General features: G+C 74.1%; 15 protein-coding genes. 7 read left to right on the top strand and 8 right to left on the bottom strand.

All coding sequences use genetic code 11. From position 1 onward, the window contains the following. Positions 1 to 21: 21 nt before the first annotated feature. Positions 22 to 12,075 (top strand): amino acid adenylation domain-containing protein, encoded by a 12,054-nt coding sequence (locus tag ABJI51_RS02940; RefSeq protein ID WP_348947342.1) that lies wholly within the window; start codon positions 22 to 24, stop codon positions 12,073 to 12,075. A 125-nt stretch (positions 12,076 to 12,200) separates the two neighbouring features. Here ABJI51_RS02940 and ABJI51_RS02935 read toward each other — a convergent pair whose 3' ends face one another. The 4 genes from ABJI51_RS02935 to ABJI51_RS02920 all read right to left on the bottom strand — a co-directional run bounded on the left by ABJI51_RS02935 (position 12,201) and on the right by ABJI51_RS02920 (position 15,885). Further along, positions 12,201 to 13,280, bottom strand: coding sequence for an IS110 family RNA-guided transposase (locus ABJI51_RS02935; protein ID WP_348947341.1), 1,080 nt, complete (start codon positions 13,278 to 13,280; stop codon positions 12,201 to 12,203). Between the two features lie 438 nt (positions 13,281 to 13,718). After that, a complete protein-coding gene (locus ABJI51_RS02930; RefSeq protein WP_348947340.1) occupies positions 13,719 to 14,318 on the bottom strand; it encodes an Rv1733c family protein in 600 nt (199 codons plus the stop codon). A gap of 116 nt (positions 14,319 to 14,434) precedes the next feature. Continuing rightward, positions 14,435 to 15,418: an Acg family FMN-binding oxidoreductase gene (locus ABJI51_RS02925; protein ID WP_348947339.1), complete on the bottom strand. Its 984-nt coding sequence runs from the start codon at positions 15,416 to 15,418 to the stop codon at positions 14,435 to 14,437. Between the two features lie 5 nt (positions 15,419 to 15,423). Further along, on the bottom strand, positions 15,424 to 15,885 hold the full coding sequence (locus tag ABJI51_RS02920; protein ID WP_348947338.1) for a DUF6292 family protein: 462 nt from the start codon (positions 15,883 to 15,885) through the stop codon (positions 15,424 to 15,426). A gap of 214 nt (positions 15,886 to 16,099) precedes the next feature. Here ABJI51_RS02920 and ABJI51_RS02915 point away from each other — a divergent pair, with 214 nt between their 5' ends. The 4 genes from ABJI51_RS02915 to ABJI51_RS02900 are packed head-to-tail and all read left to right on the top strand — an operon-like array spanning position 16,100 to position 18,933. Then, the gene (locus ABJI51_RS02915) at positions 16,100 to 17,110 is read left to right on the top strand and encodes an Acg family FMN-binding oxidoreductase (RefSeq protein WP_348947337.1); all 1,011 of its coding nucleotides are present in this window, start codon (positions 16,100 to 16,102) and stop codon (positions 17,108 to 17,110) included. 13 nt (positions 17,111 to 17,123) lie between these two features. Next, entirely contained in the window at positions 17,124 to 17,363 is a 240-nt protein-coding gene (locus tag ABJI51_RS02910; RefSeq protein WP_348947336.1) for an SHOCT domain-containing protein, read from the top strand. Between the two features lie 2 nt (positions 17,364 to 17,365). Further along, positions 17,366 to 17,554: an AMIN-like domain-containing (lipo)protein gene (locus ABJI51_RS02905; protein WP_348947335.1), complete on the top strand. Its 189-nt coding sequence runs from the start codon at positions 17,366 to 17,368 to the stop codon at positions 17,552 to 17,554. Between the two features lie 20 nt (positions 17,555 to 17,574). After that, entirely contained in the window at positions 17,575 to 18,933 is a 1,359-nt protein-coding gene (locus ABJI51_RS02900) for a wax ester/triacylglycerol synthase family O-acyltransferase (RefSeq protein WP_348947334.1), read from the top strand. A gap of 53 nt (positions 18,934 to 18,986) precedes the next feature. Here ABJI51_RS02900 and eno read toward each other — a convergent pair whose 3' ends face one another. From eno to ABJI51_RS02885, 3 genes are all read right to left on the bottom strand, one after another. Next, complete coding sequence (eno, locus tag ABJI51_RS02895; RefSeq protein WP_348947333.1) at positions 18,987 to 20,270, bottom strand: phosphopyruvate hydratase; 1,284 nt, start codon at positions 20,268 to 20,270, stop codon at positions 18,987 to 18,989. Between the two features lie 80 nt (positions 20,271 to 20,350). Next, positions 20,351 to 20,686 carry a cupin domain-containing protein gene (locus tag ABJI51_RS02890; RefSeq protein ID WP_348947332.1) on the bottom strand — a complete coding sequence of 112 codons (336 nt, stop codon included), beginning with the start codon at positions 20,684 to 20,686 and terminating at the stop codon, positions 20,351 to 20,353. 140 nt (positions 20,687 to 20,826) lie between these two features. Then, the gene (locus ABJI51_RS02885) at positions 20,827 to 21,837 is read right to left on the bottom strand and encodes a zinc-dependent alcohol dehydrogenase (protein ID WP_348947331.1); all 1,011 of its coding nucleotides are present in this window, start codon (positions 21,835 to 21,837) and stop codon (positions 20,827 to 20,829) included. A 164-nt stretch (positions 21,838 to 22,001) separates the two neighbouring features. On the opposite strand from ABJI51_RS02885, the gene ABJI51_RS02880 reads away from it, so the two are divergent. Both ABJI51_RS02880 and ABJI51_RS02875 read left to right on the top strand, forming a co-directional pair. Then, on the top strand, positions 22,002 to 22,412 hold the full coding sequence (locus tag ABJI51_RS02880) for an ArsR/SmtB family transcription factor (protein WP_348947330.1): 411 nt from the start codon (positions 22,002 to 22,004) through the stop codon (positions 22,410 to 22,412). After that, on the top strand, positions 22,409 to 24,058 hold the full coding sequence (locus tag ABJI51_RS02875; RefSeq protein WP_348947329.1) for a SulP family inorganic anion transporter: 1,650 nt from the start codon (positions 22,409 to 22,411) through the stop codon (positions 24,056 to 24,058). The genes ABJI51_RS02880 and ABJI51_RS02875 overlap by 4 nt, the downstream gene beginning before the upstream one ends. Here ABJI51_RS02875 and ABJI51_RS02870 read toward each other — a convergent pair. Next, complete coding sequence (locus tag ABJI51_RS02870) at positions 24,046 to 24,174, bottom strand: hypothetical protein (protein WP_348947328.1); 129 nt, start codon at positions 24,172 to 24,174, stop codon at positions 24,046 to 24,048. The two genes, ABJI51_RS02875 and ABJI51_RS02870, sit on opposite strands and share 13 nt — an antisense overlap. Positions 24,175 to 24,492: the final 318 nt, after the last annotated feature.

Here is a 24,492-nt window from a genome sequence, read left to right as displayed (position 1 = left end):
TCGTCCCGAGGAGCACCGCGTATGGCCAGCCGCGTCGCCCTGCCCCTGACCGCCGCGCAGACCGAGCTGTGGTACCGCTGGGAAGAAGCGCAGGACAAGGCGGTCTTCAACGTTGCCGGGTCCTTCGACATCCGTGGCCCGTTCGACCCCGAGCTGTGGACCGCGGCCGTGCGGCAGGTCGTGCGCGAGGCCGAGACGCTGCGGGTCCGCTTCGAAGTGGTGGACGGCGAGCCGCGCCAGGTGGTCGAGCCCGCCGGGGTGGACGTCCCGGTGGTCGACCTGAGCCGGGAACCCGATCCGCGCGCGGCGGCCGACGCGGCGCTGTGGGCCGACCTGCGGACCCCGTTCGACGTCTCCGTGCCGCTCGTGCCCCGCTGCCGGGTCTACCGGCTCGGCGGCGGCCGGTGGTACTTCTCCTTCTGCGCCCACCACCTCGTCGACGACGGCTTCAGCCAGGGCCTGCTGCTGCAGCGCATCACCGAGGTCTACGACGCGCTGGTGGCCGGCCGCCCGGCCGGCGACGGCGCGTTCCTCCCGCTGGCCCGCCTCGTCGAGGACGACCGCGCCTACCACGACGGCTCGGCGGAGTTCGAAAAGGACCGTGCACTGTGGACGACGCGGTTTCCGTCCGCACCCGCGTTCACCAGCCTCACCGGCCGCGCCCCGGCGCTCGCCACCGGGCTCGTGCGGCGGTCCGCGCGGGTGTCCCCGGCCACGGCCGAGCGGCTGAAGGCGGCCGCGTGGCAGGCGCGGGTCGCGCTGCCGGAGATCGTCGTCGCGGCGACGGCGGCCTTCGTGCAGCGGATGACCGCCTCCCCGGACGTACTCCTGACCCTGCTGACGGCCGCGCGCCGCGGTGGCGCCGCGCGGCGGGTGCCCGGCATGGTCGCCAACCAGCTGCCGCTGCCGCTGACCGTCCGCCCGGGCATGACCCGCGACGAGCTGCTCCGGCACACCGCCGAGGAAACCCGGCTCACGCTGCGGCACCAGCGCTACCGCGGACGGCTGGTGCGCGGCCACATGGGCCTGCCGGGTGACGTCCGCCCGTTCGGCCCGGCGGTCAACGTCCTGGGCGTGGGACAGCCGCGGTTCGGCGGCTGCGAGGCGATCGGGCACATCCTGTCCACCGGGCCGGTGGACGACATCGAGTTCATCATCGGCGAGACCGAAAGCGACGGGCTGTCCGTCGACCTCAACGCCAACCCGGCGCTGTACACCGGCGACGAACTCGACGCGCTGCTGACGCTCTTCGTGGACTTCCTGACCGAGTTCGCGGACTTTCCCGGGGACCGGCCGCTGGCCCGGCTGGAGACCGGACCGGCCCGCCCGCAGTGGGGGCAGGGCGAGCCGTATCCCGGCCCCGAGGACCTGGGCGCGTTGCTGCACGCCGTTTCCGCTACCGCGCCGGACACGGTCGCCGTGGTGGAGGACGGCCGCACCTGGTCGTATGGCGAGCTGCTGGCCGTCGCGCGCAAGGTTTCCGCCGGTCTCGTGGCCGCCGGGGCGGGCGCGGAGTCCGTAGTCGGCGTCGCGGTCGAGCCCGGTGGCGCGTTCGCGGCCGCGGTGCTGGGCGTGTGGGGCGCGGGCGCGGCGGTCGAGGAGACCGTCCCCGGTGACGCCGAATTCCTCGTCACGTGCCGGAAGCGGGAAGAGGCCGGCCAGCGGGTGATCGTCGTTGACGATCTTCCCGAAGCCGCGGACTTCGCTTTCGTGGCAAGACATCCCGGCAACGCCGCCGTCCTGACCGGTCCGAAGCGGACAGTGGTGTGCGACGCCGGGCTGATGAATCAGCTCCGGGCAGCCGACGCCGTGCCGCAGAACGCGTTCTGGCAGCTGTTCGCCGCGCTGAGTGTGGACGGCCGGATCGCCGAGTGCTCCAGTGACGTCCACATCGGACAGACGGTGCCCGGCACCCGCATCGCCGTGCTGGGCCCGGATCTGCGTGCGGTACCCGACGGCGTCACCGGCGAGGTGTACGTCGGCGGGGCCGGGGTGGCCCGCGGCTTCGCCGGTGACCCGGCGGCCACCGCGCTCCGGTTCGTCGCCGACCCGGCCGGGCCGCCGGGCTCGCGAATGGTCCGGACCGGTGACCGGGGTCGCTGGAGTCCCACCGGCGAACTGGAGATCGTCGACACCGCAAGCATCCGCGGGGTCCCCGTCGACCTCGGCGCGGTCGGCGCTGCACTGCGGGAACTCGACGGCGTGCGCAACGCGGTCGCGGTCGTGCGCCCCAGCCCGGGCGGTGAGCCGTTCCTGATCGGGTACGTCGAGGGTGAGCCGGACCTCTCCCGCGCGCGGGAGGTGATGACCGCCGGGCTCCCGGCCGCCGTGGCACCCCTGGTCCTGGTCGCGCCCGTCGATCGGATTCCCTTGGGCCGCAACGGAAAGATCGACCGCGAGCACCTTCCGGAACCGCCGTGGCCCGCGGCGCCCGGGGAACAGCCCCGCGACGAGCGGGAGGAAGCGCTCGCGCAGCTGTTCGCGGAAGTGCTCGGGCGGCCCGGCTCCGGTGCCGGGGACGACTTCTTCGCCCTCGGCGGGCACTCGCTGCTCGCCATCCGGCTGGTCCGGCGGATCCGCGAGGTCTTCGGGGCCGACCTGCCGGTTTCGGCCGTGTTCGAGGCGCCGACGGTGGCGGCACTGGCCGCGGCGATCGCGGCGAACGGCGGCCACGCCCGGCCGCAGCTGCGGACGGCGCCGCGGCCGGACCGGGTGCCGCTGTCCTATGCCCAGCAGCAGCTGTGGTTCCTCGAACAGTACGGCGAAGCCGGGTCCGCCTACCACGTTCCCGTGCTCGTGCGCCTTTCCGGCGCGGTCGACACGGCCGCGCTGCACCTGGCGCTCGGCGACCTGCTCGCCCGGCACGAGAGCCTCCGCACGGTGTTCCCGACCCACGACGAGGTGCCCTACCAGCACGTCCTCGATCCGGACACGGCCTTGCAGCGCCTGGCGTTCGACACCGTGCCGATCGCCGAAGCCGACCTCGACGCCGCGGTGTCGGTGGCCGTGCAGCGGCCGTTCGCCCTGGCCACGGACCTGCCGCTGCGGGCCCGGCTGTTCCGCCTCGCCCCGGACCGCCACGTGCTGCTGCTGGTCATGCACCACATCACCGGCGACGCGATGTCGTGGGCCCCGGTGTGGCGTGACTTCACCGCCGCCTACGAGACGCGCGCCCGCGGCGAGATCCCCGCGGCGGCGGAACTGCCCGCCCAGTACGCGGACTTCGCGGTGTGGCAACGGGAAATGCTGGGCTCGGAGTCCGATCCGGACAGCCTGGTCCGCCGCCAGCTGGACTTCTGGCGGGCGACCCTCTCCGGAGCGCCGGACGAGCTGGCGCTCCCGTTCGACCGTCCACGAGCGACCGCGGCCTCCCCCGCCGGCGGCCGGGTCCCGTTCGTGGTGGACGCCGCCACGCACGACCGGCTCGCGAGCCTCGCCCAGCGCGGCGGGGCGACGGTGTTCATGGTGGTCCAGGCGGCGTTCGCGGTCCTGCTGGAGAAGCTGGGCGCGGGCACCGACATCCCGATCGGGACGGCCTCCGCGGGACGGCCGGACCAGGCGCTGGACGACCTGGTCGGCTACTTCGTCAACACGGTGGTGCTGCGCACCGACGTCTCGGGCGACCCGTCGTTCGACGAGCTGCTGGCCCGCGTCCGGGAGACCGACCTGGCCGCGTTCGCCCACCAGGACGTGCCGTTCGAGCTGGTCGTCGACGCGCTCAACCCGGCGCGCTCGCTCACGCGCAACCCGCTGTTCCAGGTCATGGTCGTCTCCCGCGCCCAGGCCGACCGGCACGGCGACCTGGCAGGCGTCCAGGCCACCGTGGAGGAGCTGCCCACCGCGACCGCGAAGTTCGACCTGCTCCTGGACTACGCGGAGTCCTTCGACGGCACCACACCGGCCGGGCTCACGGGAGCCCTGGAGTACCGCGCGGACCTGTTCGACGCCGAAACCGCCGAGCGGCTGGCCGGACGGCTGGCCCGGGTGCTCAACGCCGTCGCGGCCGCGCCCGGCCGGGCGATCTCCGCCATCGACGTCCTGGCCGACGACGAGCGGCACCAGGTGGTGACCGCGTGGAACGACACCGCGCACCCGGTCCCGGCGGTGACGATGCCGGAACTGTTCGCCGCGCAGGCGATCGCGACGCCGGACGCTCCCGCCCTGGTGTTCGAGGGCGAAACCGTGACGTACGCGGACATGGCCGCGCGCGTCGACCGGCTGGCCGGGGCACTCGCGGCGGCCGGGGCGGGGCCGGAGCGGGTGGTGGCCGTGGTGCTGCCGCGCTCGGCGGACCTCGTCGTGACGCTGCACGCGATCGCGCGGTCGGGCGCGGCGTTCCTGCCGGTCGACCCGGACTACCCCGCCCAGCGGATCGGGCACCTGCTCGGCGACGCCGACCCCGTCCTGGTCGTCACCAACGCCGCCGCGGCCGGGCTGATTCCGGCCACTGTGGACAGTCCGGTGCTGTCGCTCGACGACGACCTCCCGCCGTCGCGGCCCCTGCCGGATATCCGCCTGCGCGGGGACAACGCCGCCTACGTGCTCTACACCTCGGGCTCGACCGGCAAGCCGAAGGGTGCCGTGGTGTCCCACGCGGCGCTGGCGAACCGGGTGCTGTGGATGCAGGGCGCCTACGGCCTTTCCGCCGGCGACCGCGTGCTGCAGAAGACCTCCTGTGGGTTCGACGTGTCGGTGTGGGAGTTCTTCTGGCCGCTGGTCGTCGGGGCGACGCTGGTCGTGGCCCGCCCGGACGGGCACCGCGACCCGTGGTACCTGGCCGAGGTGATCCGGCGCGAGGGCGTGACCGACCTGCACTTCGTGCCGTCGATGCTGCGCGAGTTCCTGCGCGTGGCCGACGCCGCCGCGTGCACCGGCCTGCGCCGCGTCTACTGCAGCGGGGAAGCGCTTTCCCCCGCGCTGCGCGAGGACTTCCACGCGAAGCTCGGCGCCGAGCTGCACAACCTCTACGGCCCGACCGAGGCCGCCATCGACGTCACGGCGTGGGCGTCACCGGCAGGCCGGGAACTGCCGGTGGTGCCGATCGGGCGGCCGGTGTGGAACACCCGGCTGTACGTGCTGGACGACCGGCTGCGGCCGGTGCCGCCGGGCGCGCCCGGGGAGCTGTATCTCGCGGGCGTCCAGCTCGCCCGCGGCTACTTCGGCCGGCCGGGACTGACCGCGGAACGGTTCGTGGCGAGCCCGTTCGGCGACGGCGAGCGGCTGTACCGCACCGGGGACCGGGCCCGCTGGAACCGCCACGGCGAGATCGAGTACCTCGGCCGGGCCGACCACCAGGTCAAGGTCCGCGGGGTGCGGATCGAGCCGGGCGAGATCGAGGCGGTGCTGCGGAGCCACGACACCGTCGCCGACGTCGTGGTGCTGGCCCTCCCCGACCCGGCGGGCGACCACGAGCTGGTGGCCTACGTCGTCGCGGCACCCGGTGCCGTGTGCGACGCCGAGGTGCTGCGCGCCCACGCCGCGAAGCGGCTGCCCGCCGTGATGGTGCCCGCCGCGGTCGTGGCGCTGGAGGAGTTCCCGGTGACCGCCCACGGCAAGCTCGACCGCGCGGCACTGCCCCGCCCCGCGCGGGTGCCGTCCGGCGCGGAGACTCCCGCACGCGTGCCGGTCGAGCTGCCCGCCGGAGCCCGCGAACGGCTGGCTGCCCTCGCGGCGGAGGCCGGGGTGCCCGCCGAGGCCGCGCTGCGGGCGGTGTGGACGATCGTGGTCGCCAAGCTCGGTCTCGGTGACGACGTGCCGCCACTGCCGGGCACGATGACGGTCCGCGAACTGCTCCGGCAGGCCACCGTCGACGGCGAGCTGGACTACGAAGCGGGGCTGTTCGGCCCGGCCGGACCGGCCGAGCTGCGCGCCTGCTTCGCCGCGGCCGTCGACGGCGTGCTGGCGGACCCGGACGGCCCGGCCATTGCGGTGGACCTGGGCGGCGGGACCGCGGCCACCGCAACCCCGCACGAAGCGACCCAGGCAACGCTGGTCGACCTCTGGGAAGCACAGGTCGCCGCCTCGGCGGACCGCATCGCCGTCACCTGCGGCCGCGAGCAGGTGACCTACCGGGACCTCGACGCACGAGCCAACCGGCTCGCGCACGCGCTGATCGCCCGCGGCGTCGGTCCCGACAAGCTGGTCGCGTTGCTGCTGCCCCGCTCGGCAGACCTCGTCGCCGCCGTCCTGGCCGTGCTCAAGGCCGGAGGCGCCTACCTGCCGCTCGACCCCGACCACCCCACCGGCCACCTCGGCTACGTGCTCGGCGACGCGAAACCGTCGCTGGTCATCGCTCCGCACGCCGTCGAGACCGGGCTGCCCTGCCTCGCACTCGACGACCCCGGGCTCGCCGGGTACCCACCCACCGCGCCCGGGCAGCGGATCCTGCCGGGTCAGCTCGCCTACGTCATCTACACCTCCGGCTCGACCGGGCGGGCGAAGGGCGTCCTCGTCTCGCACGCCAACGTGACCCGCCTGTTCGCCTCGACTGCCCGCTGGTTCGGCTTCGGGCCGGACCAGGTCTGGACCCTCTACCACTCCTACGCGTTCGACTTCTCGGTGTGGGAACTGTGGGGTGCCCTGCTGCACGGCGGCCGCCTGGTCGTCGTCCCGCTGGACACCGCCCGTACCCCGCACCAGTTCCGGCAGCTGCTCACCGAGGAGCAGGTCACGACCGTCTGCCAGACGCCGTCGGCCTTCCTGCACCTCACCGCGGACCACACCGGGGCCGAGCCGGGGCCGCACACCGTGATCTTCGGCGGCGAGGCACTCGAACCACGCCGGCTGGCGGACTGGTACGCCCGGCACTCCGGCGAAGGCCCGCGGCTGGTCAACATGTACGGCATCACCGAGACGACCGTGCACGTCACCTACCGGGAGCTGACCGCGGACTCGGTGACCCACGACGGCAGCCCGATCGGCGTGCCGATCCCCGACCTGCGGGTGTTCGTGCTCGACCGCGGCCTGCGGCCGGTCCCGGCCGGGGTGCCCGGCGAGCTGTACGTGGCCGGGCCGGGACTCGCCCGCGGCTACCTCGGCCGCGCCGGGCTGACCGCCTCCCGGTTCGTGGCCTGCCCGTCCGGCGGGCCGGGCGAGCGGATGTACCGGACCGGCGACCTCGCCCGCCGGAGCCACACCGGCGAGCTGGAGTACGTCGGCCGGGCCGACGACCAGGTCAAGATCTCCGGGTACCGGATCGAGCCGGGCGAGGTCGAGTCCGTGCTGGCCACGCACCCCGCGGTCGGCCGGGTCGCGGCCGGTGCGGTCCGGGACCAGCTGGTCGCCTACGTCGTCCCGGCGGCCGGGGCCGTGCTCGACGTCGAGGAGCTGCGTGCCTGGGCCAGGACGCAGCTGCCCGCGTACCTGGTGCCGTCGGCGTTCCTCGTCCTGGGCGAGCTTCCGTTGACACCCAACGGGAAGCTCGACCGGCGGGCGCTGCCCGACCCGGTTTTCCCGGGCGGGCAGGGACGGCAGCCCGCGACCGCGGCCGAAGCGAAGCTGTGTGCGCTGTTCGCCGACGTGCTGGGCGTCGACCGGGTGTCGCCGGACGACGAGTTCTTCGCCCTCGGCGGGCATTCCCTGCTGGCCGCGCGGCTGGTGGGCCGGATCCACGCGGAGTTCGGCGTGGCACTGAGCGTCCGGGCGGTGTTCGAAGAGCGGACCGTGGCGAAGCTGCTGACGGCGATCGGCCAGGCGGCTTCGGCCCCGCTCCCGGCGGTGCGCGGGCCGCGTCCCGACCGCCTGCCGCTTTCCCCCGCCCAGGAACGGATCTGGGTGGAGCAGCGGCTTTCCGGGCCGTCCGCGCTGTACAACATCACGGCCGCGGTCCGGCTGTCCGGCCCGCTCGACCGCGACGCCCTGCGCGCCGCGCTGACGGACGTCGTCGCGCGTCACGAGAGCCTGCGGACGGTCGTCGCCGACGCCGACGGCGTGGCGTACCAGCGGATCCGCGACCACGCCGAGCCCGCTCTGCCGGTCACCGAGGTCTCCGCCGACGCGCTCGGCGACGCGGTCGCGGCCCACGCGCGGGAACCGTTCGACCTCGCCGAAGACCTGCCGCTGCGCGCCCACCTGTTCGTCCTCGGCACGCACGAGCACGTGCTTTCCCTTGTCCTGCACCACATCGCCGCCGATGGCTGGTCGCTGGACCCGCTCGCCCGCGACCTCTCGCGCGCCTACGCGGCGAGGCTGCGCGGACAGGCGCCCGGCTGGACACCGTTGCCGCTGCAGTACGCGGACTACGTGCTGGCACAACGGGAACGGCCGGACGACGAGCAGGTGGCGTTCTGGCGGCGGACCCTCGACGGCCTGCCCGAGGAGCTGCCGCTGCCCACCGACCGGCCGCGGCCGGCCACGCCGTCCCACCGCGGCGACGTCGTCGAATTCGCCGTCGACGCGGGCCTGCGGCGCGGGATCGCGCGGCTCGCGGCGACGACCGGGGCGACGGAGTTCATGGTGGTGCACGCGGCCCTCGCCACCCTGCTCGGCAAGCTGGGCGCGGGCACGGACATCCCGATCGGCACCCCGGTGGCCGGTCGCGGCGACACCGCGCTCGACGACGTCGTCGGCCTGTTCGTCAACACCCTCGTGCTGCGGGTGGACCTGTCCGGGCGGCCGACGTTCCGCGAGCTGCTGGAGCGGGTGCGCGAAGCCGACGTCGCCGCGCTGGCCCACCAGGACGTCCCGTTCGCGCGGGTGACGAACGGGCGGCGGCCGTTCGGTGTGCTGCTGGCGTTCCAGACCACGGCCGAGCCGCGGCTGGACCTGCCCGGCCTGACCGCGCAGATCGTGCCTTCAGGCACCGGCACCGCGAAGTTCGACCTGTCTTTCGCCCTCGTCCCGCGGGACGGCGAAGGCATGCAGGGCTACCTCGAATTCGCCACCGACCTCTTCGACCGCTCGACGGCGGAGGCGCTGGCCGGCCGGCTGGTCCAGGTGCTGGCCGCCGCCGTGGCGGCCCCGGACGCGGTGGCGGGCGCGATCGACGTGCGTTCGGCCGCCGAGCGCGACTTCGTGCTCGCCGCGTCCCGCGGCCGCGTGCGGCCCGTCCCGGACGTCACGCTGCCCGAGCTGTTCGCGGCCGTGGCGGCCGAGCGGGGTGACGACCCGGCCGTCGTCTTCGAGGACGCCGAACTGTCCTATCGGGAACTCGACGAGCGCGCGAACCGGATGGCCCACGAGCTGATCGGGAAGGGCGCGGGCCCCGAAAAGGTCGTCGCGCTGCAGCTGCCGCCGTCGGCCGAGCTGGTCGTGGCGCTGCTGGCGGTGCTCAAGTCCGGGGCCGCCTACCTCACCGTCGACCCCGGCTACCCGGCCGAGCGGATCGCGCACCTGCTGGAATCCGCCCGCCCCACGGTCGTGCTGACGCCCGGCGACCTCGCGGGCGACGGGCCCGCGACGGCACCGGATGTCCCGCTGCGCCCGGACCACGCAGCCTACGTCGTCTTCACGTCGGGTTCGACCGGGACACCCAAGGGAGTCGTCGTCGAGCACCGCAACGTCGTGGCACTGGCGACCGACCACATCGGACGGTTCGGCATGGGCCCCGGCACCCGCCTGCTGCAGTTCGCACCGCTCGGCTTCGACGCCGCCGCCGGGGAAATCCTCGTGACGCTGCTCGCGGGCGGGGTGCTGCTGATGGTCCCGGCCGAACAGCGCCTGCCGGGCGAGCCGCTGGCGCGGCTGGTGGCCCGCACGCGGGCGAACTTCGTCGTCCTGCCGCCCACGGCACTGGCGACCCTGCCGCCCGGCAGCTTGCCCGAGGGGATCACGCTCATGTCCGCCGGCGAGGACTGCCCGGCGCAGCTGGCCGACCGCTGGGCGCCGGGCCGGGTGATGGTCAACGCCTACGGGCCGACCGAAACGACCATCACGGTCACCGTCACCGACCCGCTGACCGCCGGTGCCCGGCTCACCATCGGGCGGCCACTGGACAACACCACCGCCCACGTCCTCGACGAGTGGCTGCGGCCGGTCCCGCCCGGGGTGCCCGGCGAGCTGTACCTCGGCGGCGCCCAGGTGTCCCGCGGCTACCTGGACCGGCCGGGGCAGACCGCGGCCCGGTTCGTCGCGGCGCCGTCCGGCGCGCGGCTGTACCGCACCGGCGACCTCGCCGCGTGGACGCCCGAGGGCACGCTGGCCTACCTCGGCCGCGCCGACGACCAGGTCAAGATCCGCGGCTTCCGGGTCGAGCCCGGCGAGGTCGAGGCCGTGCTGGCCGGGCACCCCGCGGTCCGGCAGGCCACCGTGCTGCTGCGCGAGGACCGGCCGGGACGGCGGCAGCTGGTGGGCTACTACGTCGGCGACGACGTCCCGCTGCGCGAGTACCTGCGCGAGCGCCTGCCGGAGCACATGGTGCCCGCCGCCGTCGTCCGGCTGGCGGAGTTTCCCCGGACGCCGAACGGGAAACTGGACCGGGACGCGTTGCCCGCCCCGCGGTTCGAAAGCGGTGCCACCGATCCCCGCACCGAGGCCGAGCGGGTGTTCTGCGCGGTGCTCGCCGAAGTGCTCGGCCTGGACTCGGTCGGCGTCGAGGACAGCTTCTTCGACCTCGGCGGCGACAGCATCGTCGCCCTGCAGGTGGTGAGCCGGGCCCGCAAGGCCGGGTGGACGCTGCATCCGCGGGACGTCCTGCTCGGCGGGACGGCGGCGAAGATGGCCGAAGCCGCCGAGCCGGTGCGCGGGGTTTCCGTGCCGGACATCGATCCCGTCGGCCCGGTCGAGGACACCCCGATGGCCGTCTGGCTGCGGCAGCTCGGCGGGGACACCGCGGGGTTCAACCAGTCGATGGTCGTGCAGACCCCGGCCGGGATCGGCCTGCCGGAACTGACCACCGTGCTGACCGCGCTGCTCGACCACCACGACGCGCTGCGGATGATCGCCACCGCGTCCGGACTGGAGGTCCGCCCGCCCGGGACGGTGCCGCTGCGGCTGACCGGCGTGGACGTCACCGGGCTCGGCCCGGACGCCCGGCAGGCCGAGCTGGCCCGCCACGGCGCGGCCGCACAGGCGGAACTGGACCCGGCGGCGGGCGAACTGGTGCGGGCGGTCTGGTTCGACGCCGGCGCGGGCGAGCGCGGCCGCCTGCTGCTGGTGGTGCACCACCTGGCGGTGGACGGCGTGTCGTGGCGGATCCTCCTGGAGGACCTGGCCACGGCGTGGGCGGCGGTGCGCGCGGGCCGCGTCCCGGCACTGGACCCGGTCGGCACGTCCGTGCGGCAGTGGGCCCGGCTCGTCGCCGAGCGGGTGCCGGAAGCCGCCGACGTCGAAGAGTGGCTGGCGGTGACGCGGGACGTCCGGCCGTGGCTCGGGAAGCCGCTCGACCCGGCCCGCGACACGGCGGCAACGCTGCGGCGGCTGCGGCTGGAACTGCCGTTCACGGAGGGCTCGCAGCGCATCCTGGAGCCGCTGCTGGCGGCGCTCGCGCTGTCGGCGGCGGGTTTCCGGCGGCGCCGCGGCGACCGGCACAGCGCGCTGACGGTCACGCTCGAAGGCCACGGCCGCGACGAGCACGACCTGTCCCGCACGGTCGGCTGGTTCACGACGGTGTCCCCGCTCCGGCTCGACCCGGGCCCGGCGGGCGGCCCGCGGCCGTGGACCGATCCGGCAGCGGTGACGGAGGTGCTGCGCCGGACGCGCGAGCAGCTGCAGGCGGGCCCGGCCGACCGGCTCGGCTACGGCGTACTGCGGTTCCTGCACCCCGAGCACGGCCGGATCCTCGGCGCCGAGCCCGATCCGCCGATCGCGTTCAACTACCTCGGCCGCTACGCCGCAGGTGCTGCGGCGGACTGGGCGGTGGCCCCGGAACCGTCCCCGGTCCCGGAAACCGGGCCGGGAATGGCGGTCCCGGCGGTGCTCACGGTGAACGCGGCGTTGGAGGAGACCCCGGCCGGGCTCCGCCTGGTCGCCCACTGGATCTGGGCCGCAAACGCCCTGACCGACGAGGAAGCCCGCGAACTCGCCGACGGCTGGGCGGCGTCAGTGGCCGCGCTGGGCGCTGGGCGGCCGGAGCTGACCTTCTCCGGCCTCGGGGAGGACGAGCTGGACGAACTGGCGGACGGCCTCGACTGGACGTGACCCACCGCGCGGTCTGCCGCGGTGGGCTGAACGGGACTTTCCTGGCGGCTGACGCGACGAAAGGTCCGTTCAGTGCACCAGACCTGGATCCACCGATCGGGCGTGCACTGAAGGAAGCTTCTATGTCAAGCGGGGTGGGGTTGTGGGTGTTGTTGGTGGGTGTGGTCGGCTCGTTGTGCGTGGTAGATGGTGTTGGCGAGGTGGCGTTTGAGGGCGCGGAGTGCGGCTTTGGTGGTGGCGTGGGGGTGGTGGCGGGTCCAGTTGTCGTGGTAGTTGCGGGCGGGTGGGTGGTGGGCGAGCTGGGTGATGGCGATGCGGTGCAGGCAGGTGTTGAGCTGGCGGTTGCCGCCGCGGTTGAGCCGGTATTGGGGTTTGCCGCTGGACCAGACGGGGATGGGTGCGGTGCCGGTGTGGGCGGCGTAGGCGGCGGTGGAGCGGAACCGGGTGATCCCGGCGGTTTCGCCGATGATTTTCGCGGCGGTGATCACGCTGACCCCGACGATGGCGAGCAGGTTGGGGGCGATGGGGGTGACCAGGGCGCTGAGCCGGTGTTCCAGCTCGGTGATCTGGGTGCCCAGGGCGGCGATCTCGGTGACGAGGTCGAGGGTCAGGTCTCGGCGCACGGTGGGTGGCAGAGCGGTCAGGGCGGTGGTGAGTTCGGCCAGCCGGGCCGGGCGGGTCAGTGCGCCGGCGGGGTCGAGGGCGGGGTCGATGTCGTGCAGTGCCCAGCGCAGCCGGTTGATCGCTGCGGTGCGCTGGCGGACCAGTTGCTCGCGCCGGTCGGTCAGCAGCCGCAGGTCCAGGGCGGTCTGGTCCAGGTGTGCGGTGGGCAGGCCGGGTTCGCGTAGCGCGGCCCGGGCCACGGCCAGGGCGTCGATCGGGTCGGATTTGCCGCGTTCGCGGCCCGAGGCCCGGGCGGCGGCCATGAGCCTGGTGGGCACCCAGACCACGCGGGCGCCGGTGCCGATGAGGGTGCGGACCAGGGCCCCGGCGACGCCGCGGCCGTCCTCGACCGCCCACAGCAGCTGGGTGCCGGCGGCGATTTTCGATGCCCAGATCCGCAGGCGCAGCAGCCCGTCGGGGTCGGGTTTGGTGGTGTGCTGGGCGAGTTTGCGGCCCAGCTGGTCGACTGCGACCGCGGTGTGGCTGGACTTGTGCGGATCGATCCCGATGACCACCATGGACACCGCGCGTGCTCCTTCCATGCCCGGAAAGCATGTGCACTGTTGCGGGCCGGGCTGGTCGGACACACCTCAGTCGAGGTTGATGGCGTATGCCCACGCTTCTATCAAGTCAGGCCAGCCCGGACCCGTGTCTTGATCACGCAGGACAATTCCTTCACAGGCCACCCAACGGGGCAGGCGCTTTCAGAGTCACCACGCGACCAAGACCGGACCATAACCACCCACCACGAGCAGCAACACCCACCCTGACACTGAGGCACTTTCCGTGCATGTGACGTCAGGAAGGTGCCCTTCAGCGCGCTCAGCCGGGCCGGGGCATTTGCGGTGCCGGGGTGGGCTGAAAGGGACGTTCGTCTCATCCGGTGCAGCGAAAGGGACTTTCCTTGCGTCTGACGCAAGGAAAGTCCCTTTCAGCGCGCATGCCGTTGACGGCGGACCGGATCACGAACCGGCAGGGCTCTAGTCTCGCCGCGGCCGTCCGGCCGGGAGCTGTGCCCACTCCCGTTGCCAGTCTGCCAGGCGGAACCGGTCGAGGAGGTACACCACGGCCCAGTAAGCCAGCGCCAGCACGAACACCACGCCCGCCCAGAGACCCGCGGCGATGACCGGTGCGTCGACGGCCACCGCGGCCGGGGTGAGGGGGCGTTCGGCCGGGGTGCCCGAGGCGTCCAGCCGGATCGCGATCTCGTTGCCGGCGGCCGTTCCGGCCGGGGCCGCCACCTCTCCGGTCCGCCACTGGCCGTTCCGGGTCAGCCAGCGCGCCCGCGCCGGGCCGGGTTCGCCGGGGGACGTGCCGCGGCCGCCCGTCGTGGCCGTGGGGCCGTCGTCGAGCAGGGTTGCCGTCGCGGTGTACCGGGTTGCCGTCTGGTCCCGGGACTCGGCGGCCTCCCGCGTGTGGATGCCGATGCCCGGCAGCACCGCTCCTGCGGCCGCCGCCAGGGACAGCAGGAGCACCGACGCCGGCAGGGCCGCCTGTACCCGGTCCGACGGGCGGGCCACCGAGCCGCGTCCGGGCAGCAGGCTGTGCCGCAGCCGGGTCAACCACATCCTGGTGTACATCGCTCCCGCCCTCCCGGTCGCCGGTGCCGTGCGCCAAGCATCGCGGGCGCGCACCGGCAGTGAGCAGGGCACACCGTCCCCGGTCGCAGGGCCCTGGTGCACCGCCCAAGCACGCTTCACCGGCGGCGCAGCACTTCCTCGCCCGCCCGGCGCGGCGATTCCGGGTCCTCCTCCGCCGCGTAGCCGATCCGCATCAGGGCCTGCGGAAACCCGGTGAGGCCGAGGTCCTCGCACAGCGCGGACCGGACCTCCGGCAGGTGCAGCGGCTGCGTCAGCACCGCCGCCGCCAGGCCGAGGCCGACCGCCGCCAGCCAGGCCCTTTCCAGTGCGTATCCCGCACGGACGTGGTCGAGGCGGGCGTCGTCCGCGGTGACGACCAGCAGCAGCGTCTCCGCCGCGAGCCGGCGCTCCAGTTCCGGCTGCTCCGGGATCTCGGTCGCGCGGCGGACCAGGCCCGCCCACGGCAGCGACCCGGCGGGAATCCGGCTCGCCGGGACGCCGACGCCGTGGTGGTGGGCGTGTTCGTCGCGGATCGTCCACAACGACAGCTCGCGCTGGTAGGCGCCGTCGCGCCGGAAGCTCTCCGCCGCGAAGCGCAGCAGCCGCGCCACCGTCGCCACCTCGCGGCCGGGCCGGACCGGGCGTGCCTCGACGCCCGGGGCGCCGCCCGCCGCGACGATGCGGTGGGTCACCGGCGCCGGGACCGCCACCCCTTCGAACGGCGCGCGGTGGCTCGCCCGGCGGGCGATCGCCCCGTGGCGGCGGAGTTCCTCTGTGGACGGTGCCGCCTGCCCGCCGACGGCGATCCGGGCCACGACGTCCGGCTGCGCGCGGCCGGGCAGGAAGGCGACCTCCGCTGCCCGGCCGAGCGTGCGGACCGCCAGTTCGAGATTGGCCACCGCCGCGCCGCAGGACGCCGCGCGGTCGCGGCCGTCCGGGTCGTGGTGCGGGAGAACCGGCCCGCTGCGCTCGCGCACCACCAGCTCGCCCGGGGCGACCTCCAGCAGCCACGGCTGGGTGTTGTGCACCGACGGCGCCCGCCGCATCGACCAGGTCAGCACCTCGGTCTCGGCACGGGTCCAGGAATCCACTGTGGACACCGCGCTCACCCCGTCCTCGTCAGGAACGGCACGGTCGTGTCCCACCGGTCGCGGCGGTGCCGCAGCAGGCGGTCCAGCAGCTCGCCGCGGTCGCCGCGCAGGTCCGGCGGAGCGGGCGGAGCGGCCGCACCGCCCGCGGCCCGGACCGCCGCGACGAACGCGCCGACGCGGGACGGCGCGGGCACCAGCTCCCGGCCGAGGTAGGCGAGCACCAGCAGGTCCTCGCCGGAGTGGGTTTCCATCGCCAGCGACCAGCCGTGGCACTCGTCCCACAGCAGCGCGGTGTCCCGGCCGGGGTGGCGGGCCAGCCGCAGGTCGAGGGCGACGTACGCCGACGCGGGGTCGTCGAGGTCGACGGTGCAGGACTCCTCGCCCACGCCGACCGCGGCGCTCACCGCGGCCAGGTAGCCGGTCAGCCCGCGGTGCAGGCCGTGGTCACGGTCGATACCGGTCAGCAGGGGAATCACCCTCCATCGCTTCGGACTGCTTCCCCCTGGGCGTTCGACCGTACGGCCTCGTCGCGGCCTCCGGATGGCGTCGTTCGGCCCTGACGACAGGGACTTTCGCCCTCTGAACCGTCAGCGAGTGCGGCGGCGCAAAGGCATTCCGGCCCTGCCCACGAGGGGCGTAGCGGTGCGAAGGTCGATCGGGAAGACCGACGCGACCCGAGGCAGGCCGATGATGGACCGAGCATTCCCGGACGACTTCACCGTCAAGACCGCCGTCGCCATGGCGGTCCGCGCGCCGTCGGTGCACAACACCCAGCCGTGGTACTGGCGGATCGGCCACAGCTCGCTGCACCTGTACGCCGACCCCGGGCGCCTGCTGCACGAGACCGACCCGGACGGCCGGGACCTCGTGCTCAGCTGCGGCGCGGCCCTGCACCACCTGCGGATCGCGTTCGCCGCGCTCGGCTGGGCCGCCGAGGTCCACCGGCTGCCCAACCCGGACGAGCCGGACCACCTCGCGGCGATCACGCTGAACCGGCACGAGCCGACGCAGGACGAGGTCGCCATGGCGGCCGCGATCCCCCGGCGGCGCACCGACCGGCGCCGGCACAGCTCGTGGACCGTGCCGCGCGGGCACGTCGAAGCGATGTCGCGGGCCGCGGCGCTGGAAGGCACCGTGCTGCTGGCCGTCGAGAACTCGGCGCGCTACCACCTCGCGACAGCCATCGAAGAGGCTTCCCGGCGGCACGACGGCGACCCGGCCTACCGCACCGAACTGGCGGCCTGGAGCGGACGGCACCTGTCCCCCGACGGCGTCCCGGCGCGCAACACCCCGCCACCGGACGACACCCCGGGCGCGCTGCGGGCCCGCCCGTTCGCCGACCCGCTGCTGGCCCAGCCGCCCGACGCCAAGGCCGAAGACGACGAGACGGTCCTGCTGGTGCTGAGCACCGCCTCCGACGACCGGAAGTCGCGGCTGCGGGCGGGCGAGGCGACGAGCGCCGTGCTGCTGACCGCCAACGCCTTCGGGCTGTCCTCGTGCCCGCTGACCGAGCCGCTGGAGCTGCCCGACATCCGCGACCTGGTGACCGAGCACGTCACCGGCGGGTCGTACCCGCAGATGGTGCTGCGCGTCGGCTGGGCGCCGGCCAACGCCGACCCGCTGCCCGCCACCCCGCGCCGCGACCTGGCCGACGTGCTGCAGCCGCTCGAAGCGGCCCCGAACCACTACCAGAGCCGCTAGAAAGGAGCAGGCCATGCCTTACTGGCACTACCCCGGAACGATGGGCTGGGCGGGCGGCATCGGCATGCTGGTGCTGATGGCGCTCATCCTGTCCGCACTGGCCGCCCTCGCTGTGGTCCTCGCGCGGCGCGGACCGCGGCCGCCGTCCCCGGGCGAGCACGCCCGGCGGATCCTCGACGAGCGGTTCGCCCGTGGCGAGATCGACCAGGAGGAGTACGAACGCCGCCGCGACGCCCTCACCGGAGCAGGCTGACCATGGCGCGGTGCTGGAGATCGTCGTCCGGGCGCCCGCTCGGCACCGACGATGCCGGGCACCCGCCGGGACGCTTCGCCGGTTCCTTCGAAGGGCTGAGCACGTTCGCCGCCGGCGTCCGCACGAAGCTGCCGTTCCGCGTCTTCACGGGGGACCAGGTCCGCCGGGTGGTCGTCGACATCGCCCACTGAAAGTCCCCCGGGAGGACGTCATGGACCGTCTCAGCCCGCTCGACGCGGCCTTCCTCGAAATCGAGGACGAAGATCCCGCCTCGTCGATGGCCATCGCTTCGGTGGCGATCGCCGAAGGACCCGCCCCGGCGCAGGAGGAGTTCCAGGCTGCCGTGCTGGCGCGGCTGGCGGCGATTCCGCGTCACCGCCAGAAAGTCCGCCCGGTCCCGTTCGACCTGGGGCCGCCCGCCTGGGTGGACGACCCGGCGTTCGACGCCCCCGCGCACTTCGGCCGGATGGCGGTCCCGGCGCCGCACGACGAGACGGCACTGGCCGGGCTGGTCGCCCTGCTGATGGGCGAACGGCTCGAGCGCGACCGTCCGCTGTGGGAGTTGTGGGTGCTGGAAGGCCTGGCGGACGGCCGCTGGGCGATCCTGTCCAAGGTCCACCACGCACTGGCCGACGGGCTGGCCGCGACCCGCCTGCAGACCATCCTGTTCGGCGACGCCCCGGCTGAGCCACGGCCCGCCGAGGAGGTTCCCGACCCCGGCGCGGGACGGCTGCTGCGCGACGCGGCGGGCGCGCTGCTGCGCCTCCCGTGGGATCAGGCCCGGCTGGCCGCCGGTGCCCTGCTGCACCCGAACCGGCTGGCCCGCCGCGTCAGCGACGCCGCGCGCGGCCTGGCGGCGCTGACGTCGGCGCTGCTGCCGGTGTCGCCGACCCCGCTGACCGGGCCGCTGGGCCGCGACCGCCGCTACACGACCGCGGCGGTGCCGCTCGCCGACGTCAAGGTGATCGCCGCGGCGTTCGGCGTCACGGTGAACGACGTCCTGCTCGCCGCGGTCGCCGGCGGGTTCCGCGAACTGCTGCTGCACCGCGGCGAGACGCCCGCCGCGGACAGCGTGCGGTCGCTGGTGCCGGTGTCGGTGCGGACCGGGACGGCGCTGGACAACGAGGTTTCGCTGCTGCTGCCGCTGCTCCCGGTGGACCTGGCCGACCCGGCGCAGCGCCTGCTGCGGGTCCGCGACCGGCTGGGCAGGCTGAAGGCGGGCAAGGAGGCCGACGCGGGCGCGATCCTCACGGCGACCGCGGCCCACGAGCCGTTCGCGCCGGTGGCGTGGGCGATCCGCGCGGCGGCGCACCTGCCGCAGCGGAACATCGCGGCGGTGACGACGAACGTCCGCGGCCCGGCGGACCCGCTGTTCGCGCTGGGACGGCGGATTCTCGAGATCTACCCGTACGTCCCGATCGCGCTGCGGGTCCGGGTGGGCGTGGCGATGCTGAGCTACGCGGGCCAGGTGACGTTCGGCATCACCTCGGACGCCGACGCGGTCCCGGAGACCGACGTGCTCGCGAAGGCGATCGAGCGGGAGGTCGAGTCCCTGCTGGAAGCGATGTAGTGAACGACTCGTTCATGTCGTCAGGCGACATGAACGAGTCGTTCATGTCGTTTTCAGTGGCGGCCGCTGAGGGTGCTGCCGCCCGCGTACTCCGCCTGGGCGCCCAGCTCCTGCTCGATGCGGATCAGCTGGTTGTACTTGGCGGTGCGGTCGGAGCGGGACAGCGAGCCGGTCTTGATCTGGCCGCAGTTCAGCGCCACCGCGAGGTCGGCGATCGTCGCGTCCTCGGTTTCGCCGGAGCGGTGCGACATGACCGCCGAGTAGCCGGCGCGCAGGGCCGTGTCCACCGTCAGCAGCGTCTCGCTGAGCGTGCCGATCTGGTTGACCTTGACCAGGATCGAGTTGGCGATGCCGAGGTCGATGCCCTTGCGCAGCAGGTCGACGTTGGTGCAGAAGACGTCGTCGCCGACCAGCTGGCAGCGGTCGCCGATGGCGTCGGTGATCTGCTTCCAGCCGTCGAAGTCGTCCTGGGCCATCGCGTCCTCGATCGAGACGATCGGGAACTTCGCGACCAGCTCGGTCAGGTAGCCGACGTGCTCCTCGACCGAGCGCTTGCGGCCCTCGCCGCGGTAGTCGTACACGCCGTCGGCGTAGAACTCCGACGCCGCCGGGTCCAGCAGCAGCGCGACGTCATCGCCGGGGGTGTAGCCGGACTTCTCGATCGCGTCGACCACGAACTGCAGCGCCTCGTCCGCGGAGCTGAGGTCGGGCGCGAACCCGCCCTCGTCGCCGACGTTGGTGTTGTGCCCGGCGTCGTGCAGGTTCTTGCGCAGCGTGTGGAAGACCTCCGAGCCGACCCGCACGGCCTCCTCGAAGCTCTCCGCCCCGACCGGCGCGATCATGAACTCCTGGAAGTCGATGGCGTTGTCGGCGTGCGCGCCGCCGTTGACGATGTTCATCATCGGCATCGGCAGCACGTGCCCGAACACCCCGCCGACGTACCGGTACAGCGGCTGCCGGTGCGCGGCGGCGGCCGCCTTGGCGACCGCGAGCGAGACGCCGAGGGTGGCGTTGGCGCCGAGCCGGGCCTTGTTCGGAGTGCCGTCCAGCTCGATCATCGTGCGGTCGACGACGGACTGCTCCTCGGCGTCCATGCCCCGCACGGCGTCGGCGATCTCGCCGTTCACCGCGGCGACGGCCTTGCGCACGCCCTTGCCGTGGTAGCGGGACTGGTCGCCGTCCCGCAGCTCGACCGCCTCGTTGGTGCCGGTCGACGCCCCCGAGGGCACCGCGGCCCGGCCGGTCGAGCCGTCGGCCAGCTCGACGTCGACCTCGACGGTCGGATTGCCACGGCTGTCCAGGACCTGCCGCCCCACGACGCGCACAATCGCGGTCATTTCGCTCCTCATGCCAGGTGAATCGGTCAAGACACATAGTGCCCCGGACCGGCCCCGGCAGGCCACCACCTTCCCGGCCGCTAGTGCAGGGCCACGGTGAGCAGGACCGCGCTGTCGGTGAGGGCGGTCAGGCCGTGCCGCTGCGGCGGGACGCGGGCGAGCTGGCCGCGGCCGAGGGTCCAGCTCTGGTCGTGGGTGTGCAGGCGCACGCTGCCCGTCACGACGTACAGCGTCGCGGCCGGAGGCGAATCGTGGTCGGCGAGAACCGCACCCTCGGTCAGGGCGATCAGCGTGGCCCGCTGGGTGGTGCCCGTGACGAGCGTCCGGGACGCGCGGCGCGAGTCGTGCCGCCGGGCCTCCTCCACCAGCTCGGCGGCGACGGCGTCGACCTGGGTGACGTCCTGGTGCATGGTCATCGCCTACCTTCCCGCCGCTGCTCCTGCGTCGACGGTAATGGCGCGACCGGGGTGGCGCAGTCCGTGCGGCCGCTCGGCGACGGTCCGGCCCGCCCGCCGAACTGGCCACTGTGGGCCCGCACCCGCAGCCCGGCGGGGAATCAAAACTCGAAGACCAGCCGGGCCGGGACGGTGCCGGCGAGGATGTCGGCGAAGGACTCGTTGACCTGCTCCAGCTTGCGCGGCTCGGCGATGACGCGGGTGCGCCCGCTCGCGTGCAGCGCGAAGACGTCGGCGAGGTCCTTGCGGGTGCCGACGATCGAGCCGATGACCGAGATCCCGCCCAGCACCGTGTCGAAGATGGGCAGGTCGAGCCGTCCTTCGGCGGGCAGGCCGACGCACACCAGCCTGCCGCCGCGGCGCAGCGAGCGGAACGCCTGGCCGAACGACTGCGGTGACGCCGCCAGCGCGACCGCGACGTCCGCGCCGCCCCACCGGCGGATCTCCTCGGCCGGGTCCTGCTCGCGGGCGTTCACGGTCAGCTCGGCGCCGAGTTCGCGGGCCAGCTCGAGTTTCGCCGGTTCGACGTCGACCCCGGCGACCAGGCCGCCGGCGATGCGCGCGTACTGCACGGCGAGGTGGCCGAGCCCGCCGACGCCGAAGATCGCGACCCGTTCGGCGGGCGCGACCCCGGCGACCTTGATCGCCTTGAACGTCGTCACGCCGGCACAGGTCAGCGGCGCGGCGTCGAACGGGCTGACGCCTGCCGGGACGGGCACGACGTAACGTCCGTCGGCGACCGCGTACTCGGCGTAGGCGCCGTCGACCGAATACCCGCTGTTGGACTGGGACTCGCAGAGCGTCTCCCAGCCGGACACGCAGGAGGAACACGATCCGCAGGCCGAGCCGAGCCACGGGATCGCGACCCGCTCCCCGACCCGCCGCGGGCCCGCGTTCTCGCCGAGCGCTTCGACGATGCCGACGCCTTCGTGCCCGGGCACGAACGGCGGCGACGGCTTGACCGGCCAGTCACCGTGCGCCGCGTGGATGTCGGTGTGGCAGACGCCGCAGGTCTCCATCCGGACGAGCACCTGTCCCGGCCCGGGCACCGGCGCCGGCACCTCCTGGACCTCCAGCGGAGCGCCGAGTTCGGTGACGACAGCAGCCTTCATGGGATTCCTCCGCAACGTTCGCCGGTCCGCCGGCGGCGGACCGCAGCGGTGTCCAGCTCACCGCACCGTGGCCCCGCCGCGACGCGGCCGGACTGCCCGGATGCCGGGGACCAAAGTCACCACGGATTGATGGATTGATAGAATCGTCAAACCAGGAGGTGCCGATGCCCGCCCGAACCCGCACGACCGAGCCGCTGTACCGGATCAAAGCCGATCTCTTCAAGTGCCTCGCCCACCCCATCCGGATCCAGGTGCTGGAGGTGCTCGCCGCCGCCGGGGAGGAGGGCACGCCGGTCACCCGGCTGCTCGACGTGACCGGCTGCGAAGCGTCGCACCTGTCCCAGCACCTGGCCGTGCTGCGCCGGTCCGGCGTCGTCACGTCGGCGCGTACGGGCAACGCCGTCGAGTACTGGCTGGCCCAGCCGGTCGTCGCGGAACTGCTCGTCGTCGCCCGCGCCTTCCTGCTGTCGAACCTGAGCGCGGACGCCGGACGGCTCCGGGCCGCCCGCGCGCTGCCGCCGCTGCCGGGGGCCAGCCCGCAGGCCCTCCTCGACGCCGTCGCGGCGCGCGCGTGAGCCGCCTCGCCGCCGCCCGGGCACTGCTGCCTGGCCGGGACGACTTCGACCTGCGTGCGCCGGTGCTGCGTGCGGACCTGCTCGCCGGGATCACCGTCGGCGTCGTGGCCCTGCCGCTGGCGCTGGCCTTCGGCATCAGCTCGGGCGCCGGCGCGGCGGCCGGGCTGATCACCGCGGTGGTGGCCGGGATCGTGGCCGCGGTGTTCGGCGGCTCGCCGGTCCAGGTGTCCGGCCCGACCGGGGCGATGGCCGTCGTCCTGGCCCCGATCGTGGCCGCCCACGGGACGGCGTCGGTCGCGCTGGTCTCGATCCTCGGCGGCGTGGTCGTGCTCGCCGCGGGCGCGGCGCGGCTGGGCAGGCTGGTGGGCTACCTGCCGTGGCCGGTCGTCGAGGGTTTCACGCTCGGCATCGCGTGCATCATCTTTCTCCAGCAGATCCCCGCCGCCGTCGGGACGACCGTGCCGGCGGGCCGGAACCCGCTGCTCGGCGCGGTCACCGCCCTCACGCACGCCGGGAGCGCAGTGGCCTGGACGGTGGCGACGGTCGCCGTCGTCGCGGTGACCATGCTTCTCCTGCCGAAGCTGCATCGCGGGATTCCGGCGTCCCTGGTGGCGGTGATCGTGGCGACCGTCGCCGCGGAGGTCACGCACGCGCCGGTGCCGCGCATCGGGGCCCTGCCGGACCGTCTCGTCCCCACGCTGCCGCAGTTCGGCTTCGGCGTCGTCCACGACCTCGCCGGGGCCGTCATCGCGGTGGCCGCGCTGGCGGCGATCGAGTCCCTGCTGTCGGCCAGGGTGGCCGCGACGATGACCCGCGGCGGCCCGCCGGTGGGTCCCACCCGGCCGGACCGCGAGCTGGTCGGCCAGGGTCTGGCGTCCATCGCGAGCGGACTGTTCGGCGGCATGCCCGCGACCGGCGCGATCGCCCGCACCGCCGTCAACGTCCGGTCCGGGGCCCGCACGCGGCTGGCGTCGGTGGTGCACGCGCTGGTGATCCTCGCGGTGATCTACGCCGCCACCGGGCTCGTCTCGCGGATCCCGCTCGCCGCGCTGGCCGGGGTCCTGCTCGTCACCAGCCTGCGCATGGTGCCGCTCGCGACCGTCCGCGAAGTCGTCCGCGCGAGCCGCTCCAGCGCGGTCACGTTCGCGGTGACGGCGGTCGTCACCGTCGCGGCCGACCTCATCCTCGCGGTGGAGATCGGCCTGCTCGCGGCGGCGTTCTTCGCGCTGCGCCACCTCGCCCGCGCGGCCCGCGCCCACCGCGACACCCTCCCCGGCCCGGCGGCCGAGGGCGACGAGCACATCGCGGTGTTCGGCTTCGAGGGCGCGATGTTCTGGGGCGCGTCGGAACGGGTGATGACCGAGATCGCGGCCGCGGCCGACGATGTTCAGGTGGTCATCCTCCGCTTCTCCCGCCTGCACCTGCTCGACGCGACGGGCGCGAAGGCACTCGGCGAGACGATCGAGGAACTTCAGGCGCGGGGAATCCTGGTGCTGCTGAAGGGAATCCAGGACCACCACCAGCACCTGCTGACCACAACGGGCGCCCTGCGCACCGGCGACCGCCTGTTCACCAGCCTCGACGACGCGGTGGCGTGCGCCCGCGCCCACGTGCACCGGACGGTGGCTCAGGTTCAGGTTCGCTGAACGGCTTCCGCGAACTTGAGCACCCCGAACGCCTTCCCCGCGAAGAACCGGCTCAGCGGCAGGCCGACCGGGGCCGGGCTCCGCGCGATCGCGTACTGCATCCCGAAGGTCAGCACCGGCTCGTAGGAGTCGCGGATCCGGGGCGGCCGGTTCCCGCCGCGGCGCGGCCCCGCCGACCTTCGCGTGCGGCGCGCTCGCGGCGTCCACCGGGTCCCGCGGGGACTTCGGTCCCTTCGAGCGGTCCGCCGCCGGTCCGCGGTCGTGAGTGGAAATTCGGGTTAGAACGCGAATTACCACTCACGACAAGCCGCGGCAGACCACCCAAGCCTCGGTGACTTCGGTCCTTTCCGGGCACCGAACGGCCTTCCGGCCGGTGACCTTCGGCTCCAGAACTTCCCGCGGCACCGGCCGAAACTGGCCGCAGCACCGAAAGA

It is taken from the genome of Amycolatopsis melonis (assembly GCF_040064235.1).
Taxonomy (GTDB): domain Bacteria; phylum Actinomycetota; class Actinomycetes; order Mycobacteriales; family Pseudonocardiaceae; genus Amycolatopsis; species Amycolatopsis melonis.
Note: the sequence above shows the minus strand (reverse complement) of the source record. Positions and strands in the feature narration are given on the sequence as shown.